Origin of the sequence: Vibrio sp. 10N.261.52.C2 (assembly GCF_041471425.1) — a bacterium.
Classification (GTDB): Bacteria; Pseudomonadota; Gammaproteobacteria; order Enterobacterales; family Vibrionaceae; genus Vibrio; species Vibrio crassostreae_C.
This window is the reverse complement of the sequence record NZ_JBFROH010000015.1, coordinates 39,746-54,497: the sequence shown is the minus strand read 5'-3', so window position 1 is coordinate 54,497 and position 14,752 is coordinate 39,746. Positions and strand designations below refer to the sequence as shown.

The following is a 14,752-nucleotide window of genomic DNA, read 5'->3' as shown; positions in this document are numbered from 1 at the left end:
CCATAAAAATCAGATCTATAAGCTTCTCATTTGCCAGTAGCCTTCACCATTAGTGGCGAGTTGGCTGTGTAAATAATCGAGCGTATCTGCGACCGTTCCCGTAATGCCTTGTGGTGGATTGAACAACAGCAAACCACTGCCGATCAGGCGATCATCACCCTTGGGCTCTCTAAGGCGAAGTTCGGACTTGATCGGACTTGGTAGCAAGCCATCTTTTACCGCTGTCACGCAGTGGTTCAAAATCAGTGAGCTCTTATCATCCGTGTAAAGCGGGTACCAAATTAATGCTGATACCTTCTCAGACTGCTGATACGCCTTAACCAAGGCATCGATCACCGCGAGATATTCAGAATCGGTTTCATAGGGCGGGTCGATAACAATCAGGTGATGGTTGTCGTGTTTTGCTATGTCGTCAGGCAGTGCTTTCAAGCCATCGCCAGCGGTAATGGTGAGCTTACTTGAAACATCAAGATCGCGTTGCAGCTTCTCAATGTTGGTTTGTAATAAGTCGGCTTCATCTTGCTGAATGTCTGAAAAATAGAAGCTATCTTGGCTGCGGCCTTGTTGGTAGGTGATGGCTGCAGAACCCGGATAGAGAGAGATAAGTTGGTTCGGATTGTAGTATTCCAGCACCGACATAAAAGAAGCGAATGCCGGAGGAAGATAAGCCTTGTTTCGCCACAAGTACCCAACCCCTTCAGCAAACTCACCAGCATGATTACTTGGTGCAGTGTTGAGGTCATAACACCCTGTACCAGAGTGGGTGTCGATAACATTGAGGCGTGAATGTTGCTGCATTAATGACTGAACAAGTGCACTCAATACTGGATGCTTTAGCGCATCACCATGGTCGCCTACATGACATTGATGTCGATATTCCATTCCCTTGCCTCATTTCTACGAACGTCATCTAAACATACTTCATATCATGAGGGCTTGCCTGCTCAATCCATCGTTTTTTGAAATAGGCTCTCTTTTCTGTAACTGTCTGACTCTTATAAAAAATAAAGCCCCTCGTTTTGTTATAAACGAAGGGCTTTGTTGACGTTACTGACTAAGTCGTACTGTTAACCAATAGAGAGCCTAAGGGTACTCACCCTCAACTTCTACCGGCGCTTTCACTTGGTAGTGACAAGGCTGTAGGCCAAGTAACTTAGGCAGTGTGATACCTACTGAAACTGAAGACCACGTACCACTGACAATACCTACAACCAGTGCAATCGCGAACCCTTGAAGTGCCGCACCGCCAAGTAGCCAAAGCGCAGATACGGTGATTAGGGTTGTACCTGAGGTCACCATGGTGCGTGAGAAGGTCGCTTTAACCGATTCGTTAAGCAGGTTATCAGTGTCACCATTTGGATTACCACGCAGCATTTCACGAACACGGTCGGCAATGATGATCGAGTCATTCAATGAATAACCTAAAATCGCCAACACAGCCGCTAACACAGTCAGGTTGAACTCGAACTGAGTAAAAGCGAACAGACCCAAGATAAGCGTCACGTCATAGATGATTGCGGCTAGGGCGCCGAGTGCTAAACGCCATTCAAAACGTACACTCAGGTACAGCATGATCATTAGGAAACACACCAATACCGCTAAGCCACCTTGGTCAACCATGTCTTGACCGACTTGAGGGCCAACCACGCTGCTGTTAAGCACTTTTACTTGGTCGCTGACAGAAGACAAAGCATCCACTAAGTTTGGCTGTGGAGCGTCTGTCAGTTGGCTATAACGGATTGTCCAGCGATCCTGTTCTGCCATACCAACCACTTGCACGTCTTGTTGGAAAGCTGTATCAAGTTTTGTTTTTAACGCATCTTTGGTGACTTGATCAGAGAGCTGAACCTCGGCAACCACACCACCTGTGAAGTCCAAGCCCCAGTTAAAACCTTTCACCGCCACCAGCATCACAGAGCTCATGAACAGCACAATAGATATCGCAGACATCACCTTACGAAGGCGAGTCATATTCTTATCCGAAATATAGCTATTTGAAAAATAGCGGTCTGAAATAGTCATTTTTGAAGTACTCATGCTTAAATCCTTACATCGTGGCGTTGGTCACGCCCCCAAACCAAATTGATGATCGCTCGTGAAGCAAAAATGCCCGTGAACATACTGGTTAGAAGACCTAAGCCTAGAGTTAGAGCGAAGCCCTGAATCGGTCCATTACCAATGGTGTATAGAGCCACAGCAACGATCATGGTGGTGACGTTAGCATCGAAAATTGACGAGAATGCGCTATCGAAACCACGATCGATAGAGCTAGCAAAGCTGCGCCCTTCTTTCATCTTGTCTCGAATACGCTCGAAGATAAGCACGTTAGTGTCTACCGCCATACCGACGGTCAGTACCAAGCCCGCAATACCCGGCAGAGTTAACACCGCACCCGGTAGCAAGGCAATCAAACCAAACAACGTGGTCATGTTAACTACCAATGCACAGTTCGCGACCCAACCAAGGCGGCGGTACCATAGCGCCATAAACGTGAGAGTCAGACCAAGGCCAAGAGCCAAAGCAGCAAAGCCATTCGTTACGTTTTCAGCACCCAGAGATGGGCCAATAGTACGCTCTTCAATGATGGTAACAGGCGCTGTTAATGAACCGGCACGTAGCAATAGAGCAAGCTCTTGTGCGTCTGCCAAACTGCCTGCGCCAGTGATTCTGAAGCGGCTACCCAGTTGAGATTGGATGTTTGCCACACTAATCACTTCACTGTCTTGCTTGCTGTTGCCCGCTCTATCACGGCTGTATTCGCTGTACACCGTTGCCATTGGCTTACCGATGTTATGACGTGAGAACTCGGACATTTTCTTACCACCAGAAGAATCCAGCGTAATGTTGACTTCTGCACTGCCCATCTCACCAATGCCACTGCGAGCATCAATAATGTGTTCGCCACTCAACACAGCCTTGCGGTCGACTACCACACGGTTGCCGTCTGAATCTTTCAGGGTTTGAGTACTGCGAGTGGCATTGTCGTACACCGAATAGAACGCCAATGATGCCGTTGCACCAATCACGTCTTTCGCTGCAGCAGGGTCTTGTACACCCGGCAACTCGATACGGATACGGCTTTCACCTTGGCGTTGAATCGATGCCTCCGTGATGCCTAGCTCTTCAATACGGCTGCGCATGATTTGCAGGTTTTGTTGAACCGTAAGGTTGCGTAGCGTTCTTTGCTCTTCTTCAGACTGAGTTAACGTTAGCGACTTGTCTGAGCGGTTACGTAGCCATTGTGGGAACTCTTGACGAATCAGCTTCTGGGCTTTTTCGAAATCGGCGTCGGTACGGAAATCAAACTGAACTTGGTTGTTCACCACTTTACCGCGGGCATAACGCACCTGACTGGTCACCTCGTCGACCACAGATTGCGCTTGGGCGTGGTAAACCGGTTCCATGTCCACTTCTAACAGGAACTGCACACCACCACGTAAGTCAAGGCCTAGCTGAATCGGTGCGAAGCCCATGTCAGTCAGCCATTTCGGAGCTGCTGGCTCCATCGCTAGCGCAACCGTCGCGTTGTCCAATAGGCGCTCATTCAGCACCTCTTTAGCCTTCGCTTGTTGTTCTGCGTCTTCCAAGATTACGACTAAACGTTGGTCTTTTTGAAATGCCGATTTGGCTTGAATGCCTTCGCTCGCAAGGTATTGGGTAATTTGGCTAGCATCGATGGTCTGTTCAGAACGGTTGTTAATTTGAACCGACGCATTCTCGCCATACCAAGAAGGTAAAGCACTCAGAACCATGATGATAATGGTGGCGATAAGCACCGCGTATTTCCACTTTGAGTAGTGGTTAATTTGTTTTCTTTGAATGCGTTTTTTCACAGTCAAGATCTCTTCTTTCTACCAATCACCGTAAATACGTGCTCAAAAATAGCACCAGAAAAAAGCAGTGATCGAGCATTTTAACCAGCTAGGGTGACCAGTTATTTACTACGATTGGTATGTCTAATATTTTGCGAACACGAGCGATGGCTAATCACGACCAGAACAAGCTGATTGAAAGATAGTGATGCTAAAGCTGATGTCGCTATGTTTGTCTTGGTTAACTGGCGAGTTCAATGGGCACTAGGCGACCATCGATACGACCAATTTAGGGTCAAACGATTAGCTAAGGAGTTCTCGGAAATGCGAGTATTGGATGTTGCCCTCTTTCCACCCCGAAAGCCGGGAAGACGGAGAACTCACAATACTGGTCCAGTGCAGCTTGGAATCCAACAACGGCGTGTTGAAGAGCAGGGAAGCCAGTATTGAGGGGGGAGAGAAGTCAATCAGTAGATGATAAGCAGGCTCAAGATCGGCCACGCTTTCTTGCTCGTTACTGAGCATACGTCTGAAGTTTGCTGCTTGAAGGCTTGATTCGGTGTCGTGATAGTTAGAACTGTCACCAGAAGGCACGGTGCCAAACTGAGCCTTATCGCACTCTAAGTAGCTCGACGGATTATCCGTATCAGATTGTTTACAAAGATCATTCTGTGAAGATTGCTCTTGAGCCGAGTATATTTGAAATGGCTTAGAAGGAAACGAATAGCCGTTAGAATTCACTAAGCCAAAGCTCAGTAAAAACAACATTAAGACTAATCGGGTACCCAGTTTAAGCAATCTAATATCCAAACAACATTCTCGTAGATCGTCAATCTACAATACAAATGAAACGCTGTCTTGATTTAAAACATTTTTTTAGAAAATGATACGATGCAACCGATTAAGCGATCTCAAAATTTAGATTTACATAGATCTAAAACGGCTTAACAACAGGTGAGGCATAGACGTTATGAATGGTGGGAAAACAAGAAAGCCAAGCGGTGCTCGCTTGGCTTTGAGTTGTCTCTTTCTGTTGGTTTCAAGCTTTAGGCTTTAGGCTTTAGGCTTTAGGCTTTAGGCTTTAGGACGCATGATGTTCTTAACCTTACGGCTATCTTCACCAAAGATGCGTTGGACAAGTTGATTCATGTCTTCCGCAGTAATCGACCTCGCCACTCGCTCAACTTGAGACAAAGCTTCGATATCGTAACCATGAAGTAAATAACGAGACAGGTACCATGCTTGGTCAATAGAGCTCATCTCGAGAGGCGTGAAGTCCGCTTCAAACTGTTTCACGACTGCGTGCATTTCCTTTTCAGAGACGCCTTGTAAAAGGTCTGCAATCACTTTATCGATCGCCACTTCGACTTGGTCAACGTTCTCCGGCGCTACCATCGCCCCGATAACCCACTCACCACTCAGCTCACTATCTGCGGATGATGAATACGTATATGGCGAGTAATCTAAGCTCAACTCTTCACGAATATAAGCATCTAAACGAGCCGCCAGCAGTCGTTCTAGCAAGTTTTCCGTGAAGATATCTTTTGCCGTTACGCCTTGGTCGGTTTCGGCTTCAGGTTCAGAGATAACTCGTAGGATGTACTCTGCACTATTCACATTGTTGATCGCTAAATCAATGCGTGATTCAGATGGCTGCTTGTAAGCCACCTTAAATTCAGGAACCTCAGCTTTTTCTAATGGAATCGAAGCCAAGTATTGCTCAACCAAAGGCTTTAATTCACTTGGGTCGATGTCACCCACGATCACCAATTGGTTATGCCTCATTTGACCAAACAATTGCTGATGAAGATTAGCGACGTCTTCCACAGAAACCGCTTCAACACGTTCTTTATCAACAAAGAGGTGGCCACTGTCTTGACGATAGATATTCTGGTTTCTTGCGCGCTCAAACTGACCGACAGGGCTGCTCAAGAAAGATTCTTGACCTTGTACAAACTCCTGTTTCACTGCCTCTAACTGCTCGGGAACAATTTTAGGCGCAGTTATGAAGGTATAAAGCGCAGCAAACGTATCTTTGAGCCCATCTTTGTTAATACTAAATTCAACACCATGGCGAGTGTTGCCAATAAAGGAATCAGCTCTAATATCTTCACGATCAAAGTACGCTAAAAGCTCAGAGCCCGTAAACTCACCGGCACCGCTTCGAGCGAAAGTAGGTAATGCGACCTCAACCGCTGGGTACAAGCTCGGATCCAAAGCGGCTTTTCCGCCAAGGCTCATATACATTACACCGACATCATCACCTGCCACATAATCACGCAAGTACCACATATCGATACCATTACTTAACGTCCACTTTTGGATGTATGGGTCAATAGACATTTGTTCAGCAAGCACAACCTCGCCTTGCGAGCTAGGTACAGCAAAGGCACTGGCTGTTCCAATCGCAAGCGGCGGAATTCCCGCCTCGCTATACGTGGTTTTTAAGCTATCTAGAGAGTTGATGACCGCAGTTCTGTCTTCATTGTCGTCCATCCCAATAACAATAAAGTAATCATCAGAAAGTAGATTCTTGATGTTGTCGTTAATCACTTCAAGGCTCAAGTTATCAATGAAAGCTTCCAAGCTGACTTGATAGTCTTTCTGTGATTGGACAATTCGATCAGTGACTAACCTGCTCACTTTGTAATTCGCGTGTTCAACGCTGTCCATTTTATCCCAGTCATGCTCAATGTTATCCAGCAAGTCTTGGTAGTAGTGCAGTTCACCAACAATATCCGTTTCCGAAACACCAAAATCACGCAGTGATGCCAATGTAGAAAGCAGATCTTTTTGGATAACTTCGCGGCCTCCAGTCGGAAACCCAACACTTATTGACGAATAGTACAGAGAACCCATTCGATAGCTATCAGACGCTATCCATTGAGTCGGCAGCGCGGCATCATTGAACACCGCTTCTAATCGCTGTCGAATCAATTGTTGAGAGGTTTCATCTAACCTGCGTTGGTTCTGCTGAGCATGATTTTCAACTCTATTTAAACCTCGGTTAAACGTCAGAGTGATGCTTGGCGCTTCTCTTCCTGCGTACTCAACATAATCATCTTCATTGAATGAGGTCACTTTCTGTTTATCTGGTCTCGGCGTGTCGCCACGTTCCCAGCTAGAAAACTTTTCTTCAATGAGTGGAATCACGGTTTTGATGTCCACATCACCAGAAACGACCAGCTCAACTATTTGAGGTTGATACCAAGTCTGATAAAAGTTGCTGATGCCTTGAGGAGTAGCATTCACGATCGACGATTTAGTCCCTAATGCATCTTGCGATTCATACGGGCCGCCTTCAACGAAGTAATCATAATATATATCTCCGAATGACTTATCATCGAGGCGAGCCATACGGAACTCACCAAGAACCACGCCTTTTTCTTTTTCGACTTCTGAACTTGATAGATCCAGGCCATCACCAATGTCACGCATCCACGTCAAAGCAGACTGCAATTGGATGTTATCTGGCAAATCTAACTGGTAGACCGTCTCTTCATAAGAAGTGTAGGCATTAATATCAGCACCAAAGCTAGCGCCTGCGTCTTCGAATAGACGAATCACATCGTTCTGAGAGAAGTTTTTACTGCCATTGAATGCCATGTGTTCCAAGAAGTGCGCGTAGCCTTCTTGTTGAGAAGTCTCTTGAATCGAACCGGCGTGCACGACTAAACGAACAGATACGGATTCTTCATGATCTTGATAAACATGATAAGTAAGGCCATTTTCTAGTTGGCCTGAAGTCCATGCCGGATCCGGCTGGATTGGCGTTTCGGTAGTTTTTGATGTTGAGCTACAGCCAACTAAGGTGAGGCATAGAGCCGTCGCTAAATAATATGTTTTCATAACAACCTCTTAATGTCATTCATCGACAATATACAGATTGAGCTAACGATTATTATTTAATATTGAACCTGATGAGTATCTTTGTGATCTAGATCTTTATTTTATAAATCATAAATCGTTATGTAAGATCGCTGTGCTCATTTAAAGTGGTGTTTTGATAAGAGCCTAATACATCGATTTTAGACTCGCTAACTACATCTATTTAAAATCAATAAGCTACATAAATTTCAGCCAGTTCTCTACATACCCTTAAACAACGCTTGCGAGGCACGGCTGATCGGTAGCTTTTCCCCTGACACATACGCCGACATCTTGCCAGAGAGTCCTTTCTTCACCTTATCAATGGCGGAAACTTTCACTACCACTGAACGGTGGATTTGCCAAAACTCATCAGGATTGAGTTGCGCTATCAACTCTTTTAGCGACACGCGAAGAATATACTCCTCTAGCGATCCCCCTTGACCCTTCTTAAATATAGACACGTACTTGTCTTCCGCTTTGAAGTAAGCCACATCATCGACTGCGATTAGGTGAATGTCTTCTCCAACGCTAGCCTTGAGCCACGTTAGATGTTTCTTCTGCTGTTGATAAAGGGGCTGCGATAGATAAGGAGGCTGCGTTTGCTGTGACGTCGACTGGGATAGTTGTTGAAGCTGAGCCATTAACGCCGTGATATCGGGCTGTTCTGGCGTGGTACCTGTTTGTGTTTGATTGCTCGACAGACGCGCTTGCACTTTCTGACATGTGGCCAGTAAACGCTCTTCATTGATTGGCTTAAGCAGGTAGTCCATCGCATTGTGATCAAAAGCTTTGACCGCGTATTCGTCATAAGCCGTGATAAACACAATCAATGGCGGTGAATCTAACTTGTTGAGTTGTTTCGCCAGAGAGATACCATCCAGTTCCGGCATACGAATATCGAGAAAAGCCACGTCGGGCTTAAGCTGCTGAATACTCTCCATCGCCTCCAAACCGTTTTGTGCTTTACTGACGATTTCTAACTCCGGCCAAACCTCAGCAAGGCTCTTGTCTAAGTGGTGCCTTAACAGTGCTTCATCGTCTGCGATTATCGCCGTTACGCTCGGCTGTACTGTTGGGTTGTTCATGGTTAGTCCTTTAAATTCACACTGTAAATCGTCTATTTTGCGTCACTGTTCGGTGTTTTCTGATCTGTAATTCTAGGCGGCTGCCTCAGTCAACGGTAACAAGATCGTCGAGACTACCCCGCCTTCAGCGTGCTCAGTAATCGTTAGGCTCGCCTTATCACCATACAGGGTTTCGATTCTTTGACGAATATTGCTTAACCCAACACCGTGCCCCGTATTCGCAGAAGGCGTTTTCAACCCAGCGCCATTATCAGCCACTTCAATTTTTAGCTGCTGTGCTTGTTGAGTAATACGAATATTCACTTGGCCACCAGCGGCTTTGGGCTCGATGCCGTGCGTGAGTGCATTCTCGACCAAAGGTTGAATCAAGAACGGTGGAATCACCTGCAAATCGCTAATCTCGTGTGTTTCAATCGAGAACGTTAAGCGCTCACCCAAGCGTATCTTTTGGATATTAAGATAAGCGTCTAACAAGTCGACCTCTTGTGCGATGGTCGATTGCTCGGTGCGGCTGTTTTTCAGAGTTACACGTAATAAGTCAGTCAGTTTTTCGAGCATCAACTTGGCTTTCGCGCTGTCACTCTCAATCAATACATTGATGGTCGCAAGCGTGTTGAACAAGAAGTGCGGTTCAATTTGGCTTTGCAGTTGTTTAAGCTGGCTTAGCACCACCACCTTTTCTTGGTCGGCCTGACGACGCTTGGCCACTTCCAATTCGTTATCGGCACGTAACTGCTGCTCCCGAGTATAGAAATAGTAATAGCAAACCGAACAGAAGATCACACCGAGCAAGACTACAGATTTAAGGTCCGAGATATTAGCCCCGAAATACCCGTTCAACCAATAGTGTGCGTTCAAGGTACCAAAGGTCATCGCGATCACCATTGAGATACCCACCTCAAGCGTTCGAGATGTCCTCTTAAACAACTTCACCAAGATGAAAGAAGAACCCACGGCGCTGTAGCCAAAGCCAAAACTGATTGCCAGGTTAACCGTTAATCCGCCGCCCCAAATCGTATGGGTTGTAATCGCAATAAGAACACAAAATAGCGTGGTGAACGCGAAACTCTTAATCCATGAAAATCGACTGTTTGAAGAAGTGTCCATTAAAATCGTCCTTTGATATTTAAGAGAATCATATGACTATCGGGTAAACTGGCGTAAGCAGAATCACTTTTACCACCTAGAAAGCGTGCAGCAAGTTCCAAATCCAACGATGAATTGCCATTATCTAAAGCCTGATAATTGAGCCACTGAGTCGCAATAAAACCGCCATCTTGAGGAGACAACGTGACATCGAATGTTGGCGTGATATCTTCAAGCCAGCCATGTGTCGAATCCAGAGACCAATGAAACATGATGTTGTGTTGAACCAAATTGGCGTGCTGATAGCCTTGCGCATAAGAACCTACCAACGAAGATGTCATCGGATTAACCGACAAAGACTCTGCACTTTCTATCGCGCTTTGCCACTCAGAATGACTCCAAGCACGGCTATCAAACCAGTATTCCAGCACCACATTATGGCCCGTGTCATTGGCCCATGTTAATCCTGCTAACGCTTGATAAGCCTCGCCCTGCTCTTCAAGATAAACCGGTTTAAGCATTGAATCCGGCTGACTGTAGCCAAGGCTTTGTCGCTGATAAACCACCGAGCCATGAAACTCCCAAGCGAGATTCAACACCGACACTAAACTCGCCCCAAGTAAGCCATGGCGTACATCGTCGTAATAAGCGACCCACTGATATTCGTGGTCGCCAACCAGATTGTAACGACGTATCCCAAAGCCTTGTTGCTGATTCTGCTTTTCGAATTCATTTACGTCTTGGGAAGTCCATGACGAATCGCTGTAAAGCAGTGTCCATTCGCCCGTCATATCGAACAGTGACGCCGAGGCAACACCTGCGCCCTCTTCTGCGACAATGCCCACTGGGTTTTGTCGATAAGGTTTGATGATGTCTAACGGTCGATAGCCATAGCCCACGCCCCAATCCAAACGAACCTTGCCAAGCGTGACATCAAGATAGTGGTCACCGAACGCTGAATTAGACAGTTCAACACCACCTTGCCAAAACAGCTCGCGCACAATGAATTCCGATTCAAAGCTCGCCTCATTCCCCTGTGGATCGTTGCTCAAAATATCGTTGGCTTTAACTGCGAACAGACCAAGCCAATTGTTATATCCAACCTCTAGATCCAGCAAGCCATTTAAAGACTGACGATTATCAGACGCTAAAGGGCTAAATGGTGACTCTCTCGATTCAATCACTTCTGCACTGAGTTGCCAATCCCACGCCAAGCTCAGGTCGTCCGCTTGAATCGTGTTACTCACACAAGACAAAGCAAGCAAAGTAGCGATTGAAGGCTTTATGTGGAATCGGCAATTGGAAGCTTTCATGACGCTCACCTACAGCCCAGACACGCTGTTACGCGATAAGTAAGCAGGGTTGTAGTATTTGTCAGCCAAGGCTTGTTCACTCACCTCGCGGTACTCAATCACGGTTTTCTTACTCGGCTGAATCTTATCGAGCAAGGTCATCGACACCACTGTTGGTAATCCATCACGCACGCCTTCAGTAAACCAAGCTTGTTTCGCCAGTTTTCCAGAACGCAGATACAGATCCGCTTTAACTGGGAATGCACGGTCTGCTGTTAACCACAGATCAATCGACTGGTAACTCGCCCCCTTGGTTTTCGCCGCGAGCTTTAAATGATGGGTATCGAGTGTCTCGCCAGTCGGCATCTCAACTTGTTGCTCGGCAACCCACTCACCTTGGTAATCTTCACTCCACGTCAGCGTTGAAATATCGCCTACCGAGGCTTCACCCAATAGCTTTTGCATCGGTGTAATACGAATTGGTCGACGAGATTTCGGCATCAACAGCCAATAGTTATCTTCAATCATCAGCATCTTTTGACCTGCCTCAACGGCTGATTTAAAGACCACTAATGACTCTCGATTTGGTCTTGTGTAGACGTTGTATTCACGGGTTTTGTCCAGTTGCTCGTCTTGATATAGCGCCACCAGAGAAACCACTTTAGACGCCTGTTCGCTGTTCAAGCGATAGCTATCCGCCTTGGCGATCATCTCTGTGACTTGTTGTGAATCGACTGCCCAGCTTGGTGTCGATGCTAGAACCAAAACCAATACAGAACCTAAAACAGTGAGTGAACGAGTAAATTTATACATAAACCAGCGCCTCCGTGATTGGCTTATTCACGCCTTTGCGAGCAGAAAAATAAGCAGCTAGCAAACATATCGTCAACACACCTAAAGTGGCGTAACCAACTAATTCCAATGAGAAGTAAATGTTGAGTGGGTAACCCTCGGTTCTGCCGGGAGGTGGTGGCATTTGGATATCCACCACCAGCAATAACACCGACACGAAGCCACTCACTAACGCGCCGATCGCGCTGCCAATCACAGCCAACAATCCCGCCTCTTTTAAGAAACCCGCCACGATTTCAGAAGGGTAACTGCCAAGTGCCGACAAAGTGCCAATCTCACGAGTTCGCTCCGTCACCGACATGGTCATGGTGTTAAACAAAGATACGAACACTACCAATGCCATCACTGCGCCCATGATGCCGAAGATACGGTCGTAAAGGTCTTTAACCTTGGTGTAGAAGAACGCGCGACCTTGCCATGGGGTGAGCTCAATATCTGAGCCCTGTTGACCAACTTGCTTGTCCAAAGCCAATTGGATGCGCTGTTGAACCGTCGAAGTCTTGTTGGTTTCAAAAAGAAAGACCGACAAGGTGCTGACTTTATCTGACGCTAAAAGCTCTTGGGCAGTGGTGATGTGTACGTATAACTGACGCTTATCCAGCTCAGGCACTCCTGTCGAGTAAATACCCTGCACCTTAAAATCAAAAGCGTTCAATGCGCCATCACTGGTGGTGGCGAGCAGTGTCACCCAATCATCAACCGCAACTTTGAGGTTGCGAGCAAGGTCGGTTCCCAGCATCACTTGTGGCTCTTGGCTGTCGTATCTGGGAGATTTCACATCTGAGAGAGTTTGACCACTGCGCACATCAAGGAATGGACCTTTCATGTCGAACTCACGCTCATTAACACCCGTTCCCATAAAGATGGTCGACTTGCTGCCGTTAGAAACCAAGCCGCTAAAATAGACCCTAGGCTGCACACCACGCACGTCGCTGTCGCCAATAATGCTCTTGGTTAGGGCTTGAACATTGTCTAGACCATTGCTCAGCGGCATGTCTTCATCTTGCTCAAAATATCCCGGCGTACTCAAAGTAAGATGACCAGTATCGCGCGCGGTCGATTCACGCAGAGATTCATAGGTATAAAGCCCATAACCTCCAGCCGAGGTCAGCGCAAATACGGCAATTGCGATGATCAATACCGAAAGCAGACTACGGCGACCGTTTCTCAATAAATTAAGCCACGCCAAACGCACCGAGGTAGGAAGCAAAAAAGTGCTCATTCTTTGTGTTAACTTGCCCATGAGATTGCCTCCATTGCTGTGGCTTGTAGTGCCAGTTGACCATCGATAAGTTCAATGACTCGGTCACAACGCTGCGCCATTCTTGGGTCATGCGTTGCGACAATAAAGGTGGTGCCCATTTCATGGCCGAGCTCTTTCATAATGTCGATCACAAGGTTGGCGGTGTGACTGTCTAAGCTAGCGGTCGGCTCATCGGCAATGACTAAGCTTGGGTTGTGGATTAGCGCTCTGGCTATCGCGACACGTTGCTGCTGGCCGCCTGAAAGATTGTCTGGGCGATGATGTACATATTCGCCTAGCCCAACACGCTCCAACATCTCTTGTGCTCTGGTCTGCTGTTCTTGTTTCGAACATTGGTTCAACATCAATGGGTAGGCCACGTTCTCAAGTGCCGTCATCACTGGAACCAGATTGAAGCGCTGAAATACAAAACCCAACGACTGACGGCGAAAGCGTGCAGCGGCGATTTGCTCTGTCGGATACGGTTGGCCATCAATATTGATCTGTCCTCGATAGCTCATATCCAACAAACCAAGAATATTCAAAAGTGTGCTTTTTCCAGAACCCGACGGGCCACACAACGCCACCATTTCACCGCGCTGGATATGGCCATCGACCCCGTTTAATGCATCAACACGTTGACCGCCTGTGACATATGCTTTGCCGATATCTTTAAATTCAATCATCCCGTTTTCCTCTGATTACTAACCAACTGTTTAGCTTCCATGCCCTTTATTTCGCTTTCGCTATTAGGGCCTTCGCAGTCATCGTTTCGATGTTGTCGGCATCGGCCGTTTCCATTTGCTCTAGCCACGCTTGTGCTTGCGTTAGGTCTTCAGCACGAATCGATGCCTCAATCGCATAACGGTAAATCCACGATGTCACAGCGAAATGCTGTTGCTGGAAAGCATCTTCAGCCAATAGCGAGAGGAACAGGTCATAACCACGATCGAAATGATTAAACATGTCTGGCAGAGAGGTGTAAGTAACGGCGGCCATTGCGCGAGTTAGGTAAGAATCTGGCAGCCCTTGAACACGGGGTTGTTCATGAATTGGTTGGTCTTCGTCTTTCAGCAGCACCAGTGATTTATCAATGGTTGATAAGCCTCTCTCCACATACTTCATCTTGTTCCAAGGTAAGAACGCATCACGCCCCATCAGGGTTTCTGTGCTTCCTAAATAAACTAAAGTCAGTGGCGTAGCGCCGTCTTGTTGCAGCGTGTCATTAAGGCGTTCATAAGCCACCTCAACCAAGTCTTCATTGCCTTGCGCCGCTTGGTTGTAGATATCGAGCACGTCTGAACTCGGGTTCGCTAAAGCTAACGACGGTGCAAACGAAACAAGAGCAATCAGCAATGAACGCTTAAGCACAGAAGTTGTAGAGCCTGAATTAAATGAGTGTGAAGTAGTCATGATTTCTAATCCCTTTCAAATGTTGACGTTGAAAGGTTAACTAGAATTTGTCGTGCAGTTTTACCAATGCGACGAATGGTAATTATAAGGAGTGAATGG

General features: G+C 46.7%; 12 protein-coding genes. All 12 read right to left on the bottom strand.

Annotation, left to right across the window (positions count from 1 at the left end):
• Nucleotides 1-15 precede the first annotated feature (15 nt).
• Nucleotides 16-882, bottom strand: a complete 867-nt coding sequence (rlmJ, locus tag AB4307_RS05275; RefSeq protein WP_372131347.1) for a 23S rRNA (adenine(2030)-N(6))-methyltransferase RlmJ — start codon at nt 880-882, stop codon at nt 16-18.
• 201 nt (nt 883-1,083) lie between these two features.
• Nucleotides 1,084-2,037, bottom strand: coding sequence for a protein translocase subunit SecF (secF, locus tag AB4307_RS05270; protein ID WP_017061264.1), 954 nt, complete (start codon nt 2,035-2,037; stop codon nt 1,084-1,086).
• A 2-nt stretch (nt 2,038-2,039) separates the two neighbouring features.
• Nucleotides 2,040-3,839, bottom strand: a complete 1,800-nt coding sequence (gene secD, locus AB4307_RS05265) for a protein translocase subunit SecD (RefSeq protein WP_372131345.1) — start codon at nt 3,837-3,839, stop codon at nt 2,040-2,042.
• Nucleotides 3,840-4,115: 276 nt separating this feature from the next.
• Entirely contained in the window at nt 4,116-4,580 is a 465-nt protein-coding gene (locus AB4307_RS05260; RefSeq protein WP_372131388.1) for a hypothetical protein, read from the bottom strand.
• A gap of 306 nt (nt 4,581-4,886) precedes the next feature.
• Nucleotides 4,887-7,661 (bottom strand): M16 family metallopeptidase, encoded by a 2,775-nt coding sequence (locus AB4307_RS05255; RefSeq protein ID WP_372131343.1) that lies wholly within the window; start codon nt 7,659-7,661, stop codon nt 4,887-4,889.
• A gap of 239 nt (nt 7,662-7,900) precedes the next feature.
• On the bottom strand, nt 7,901-8,767 hold the full coding sequence (locus AB4307_RS05250) for a LytR/AlgR family response regulator transcription factor (protein WP_372131341.1): 867 nt from the start codon (nt 8,765-8,767) through the stop codon (nt 7,901-7,903).
• Nucleotides 8,768-8,839: 72 nt separating this feature from the next.
• The gene (locus tag AB4307_RS05245; protein ID WP_102397968.1) at nt 8,840-9,874 is read right to left on the bottom strand and encodes a sensor histidine kinase; all 1,035 of its coding nucleotides are present in this window, start codon (nt 9,872-9,874) and stop codon (nt 8,840-8,842) included.
• The gene (locus AB4307_RS05240) at nt 9,874-11,166 is read right to left on the bottom strand and encodes a hypothetical protein (RefSeq protein WP_372131339.1); all 1,293 of its coding nucleotides are present in this window, start codon (nt 11,164-11,166) and stop codon (nt 9,874-9,876) included. The genes AB4307_RS05245 and AB4307_RS05240 overlap by 1 nt, the downstream gene beginning before the upstream one ends.
• A 9-nt stretch (nt 11,167-11,175) precedes the next feature.
• Nucleotides 11,176-11,958 carry an outer membrane lipoprotein-sorting protein gene (locus AB4307_RS05235; protein ID WP_372131337.1) on the bottom strand — a complete coding sequence of 261 codons (783 nt, stop codon included), beginning with the start codon at nt 11,956-11,958 and terminating at the stop codon, nt 11,176-11,178.
• Entirely contained in the window at nt 11,951-13,240 is a 1,290-nt protein-coding gene (locus AB4307_RS05230) for an ABC transporter permease (protein WP_372131335.1), read from the bottom strand. The genes AB4307_RS05235 and AB4307_RS05230 overlap by 8 nt, the downstream gene beginning before the upstream one ends.
• Nucleotides 13,228-13,926 (bottom strand): ABC transporter ATP-binding protein, encoded by a 699-nt coding sequence (locus tag AB4307_RS05225; RefSeq protein ID WP_017067011.1) that lies wholly within the window; start codon nt 13,924-13,926, stop codon nt 13,228-13,230. Before AB4307_RS05225 ends, AB4307_RS05230 begins: the two co-directional genes overlap by 13 nt.
• Before the next feature lie 46 nt (nt 13,927-13,972).
• Complete coding sequence (locus AB4307_RS05220) at nt 13,973-14,653, bottom strand: hypothetical protein (protein WP_017065104.1); 681 nt, start codon at nt 14,651-14,653, stop codon at nt 13,973-13,975.
• Between the last annotated feature and the right edge of the window lie 99 nt (nt 14,654-14,752).